General features: G+C 73.0%; 2 protein-coding genes. Both read right to left on the reverse strand.

Translation table 11 applies throughout. The features are described 5' to 3' along the window. Positions 1 to 42: 42 nt before the first annotated feature. Complete coding sequence (gene rapZ / locus AC2W7G_RS14935) at positions 43 to 906, reverse strand: RNase adapter RapZ (RefSeq protein ID WP_485869134.1); 864 nt, start codon at positions 904 to 906, stop codon at positions 43 to 45. Then, the coding region (uvrC, locus tag AC2W7G_RS14940; protein WP_485869135.1) for an excinuclease ABC subunit UvrC at positions 907 to 1,948 on the reverse strand (1,042 nt) is incomplete at its 5' end.

The raw sequence follows: 1,948 nt of genomic DNA on the forward strand, positions 1-1,948 counted from the left end.
CCGGCGCGCCCCGCTGCCCCGCGAGGTGGCGACCGCGGCTCACTACTCGCGTCCCAGGTCGCGGTGGACGACGAGCGTCGGCACCTGGTGCCCGCGCAGCCGCTCGGCGAACGCCTCGGCCATCGCGACGCTGCGGTGGCGTCCGCCGGTGCAGCCGATGGCGATGGTGAGGAAGTGCTTGTCCTCCTTGAGGAAGCCGTCGGTCAGCAGCGCGACGAGCTCCTCGTAGCGCTCCAGGAACTCCTCGGCCCGCGGCTGGGCCCGGACGTAGTCGGCCACCGGGACGTCCAGGCCGCTGAGCGGGCGCAGGTCGTCGACCCAGAACGGGTTGGGCAGGAAGCGCATGTCGGCGACCATGTCGGCGTCGATCGGCAGCCCGTACTTGAAGCCGAACGAGACCACCGACGCGCGCAGGCCACCGGACTCGGGCTCGTGGAAGGCGGCGCGCACCCGGGACGCGAGCTGGTGGGTGTTGAGGTTGGTGGTGTCGATGACGACGTTCGCGCGTCCGCGCCAGGGGCGCAGCAGCTCGCGCTCGCGGGCGAAGCCGTCCATGAGCCGACCCTCGCGGCTGAGCGGGTGCGGGCGCCGGGCCGCCTCCTGGCGGCGCACGAGCACCTCGTCGGCCGCCTCGAGGTACAGCACGAGCGGGGTGACGCCGGAGTCGCGGATGGACTCCACGGCGTCAAACAGCTCGCCGAAGAACGGTCCGGAGCGCGCGTCGACGACGACGGCCAGGCCGACGAACCCGTCGAGCTGCTCGGCCGTGCGGACCACCTGCGGCAGCAGCGCCGCCGGCAGGTTGTCGACGACGTAGTAGCCGAGCTTCTCCAGCACCTTCGCCGCGGTGCCGCGGCCCGCGCCGGTCATGCCGGTCACCAGCACGAACTCGTCGAACCGGGGCATTCAGTCCTCCAGGATCTCTCCGGTGGCGGTGTTGACCGCGACCGTACCGGACGCCGCCGCGGGGGCGTCGTCGTTCAGGGCGGCGTGGATGGCCGCGGCCGTCGCCGGGCCGATGCCCGGGACGTCGGCGAGCTGCTCGACGGTGGCCGCGCGCATGGCCTTCACCGAGCCGAACGTCTTGCGCAGCGCCTTGATGCGGGTGGGGCCGAGGCCGGGCACGGAGTCCAGCTCGCTGACGACCATCGACTTGCTGCGCCGCTGGCGGTGGTGGGTGATGGCGAAGCGGTGCGCCTCGTCGCGGACGCGCTGCAGCAGGTACAGCCCCTCGCTCGTGCGCGGCATGATGACCGGGTCCTCGTCGTCGGGGACCCAGACCTCCTCGAGCCGCTTGGCCAGGCCGCACAGCGCGACGTCGGTGATGCCGAGCTCGTCCATCGCCTGCTGGGCCGCGGCGACCTGCGGCGGACCGCCGTCGACGACCACCAGCGCGGGAGCGTACGCGAACTTCTTCGGCTTGCCGGTCTCCGGATCGATGCCGGCGGCGTCGGCGCCCTCGGCGCGCGCCTTGAGCAGGCGCTCGAAGCGGCGCGTGATGACCTCGTGCATGGCCGCCACGTCGCTCTGGCCCTCGTGCCGGATGGCGAAGCGGCGGTACTCGGACTTGCGCGGCAGGCCGTCCTCGAACACCACCATGGACGCGACGATCTCGGTGCCCTGGAGGTTGGAGATGTCGTAGCACTCGATGCGCAGCGGAGCCGTGGGCAGGTCGAGCGCCTCCTGGATCTCCTCCAGCGCCAGGCTGCGCGCGGTGAGGTCGCCGGCGCGCTTGAGCTTGTGCCGGGCCATGACCTGCTTGGCGTTCTGCCCGACCGTCTCGAGCAGGCGCTTCTTGTCGCCCCGCTGCGGCACGCGCAGGCTGACCGGACCGCCGCGCAGCTCGCCCAGCAGCGCCTCCAGCGCGTCGGCGTCGGCCGGCAGCGCCGGCACGAGGACGTCGCGCGGGATGCCGGCCGGGGGCGGCGTCCTGGTACAGCGCCATGAC

The sequence above is a fragment of the Aeromicrobium sp. PFPM2_SD2 genome (assembly GCF_057364525.1).

What these genes read in the sequence shown, in the direction of transcription:
- rapZ (WP_485869134.1), bottom strand. Translation starts at nt 906, where the DNA reads ATGCCCCGGTTCGACGAGTTCGTGCTGGTGACCGGCATGACCGGCGCG.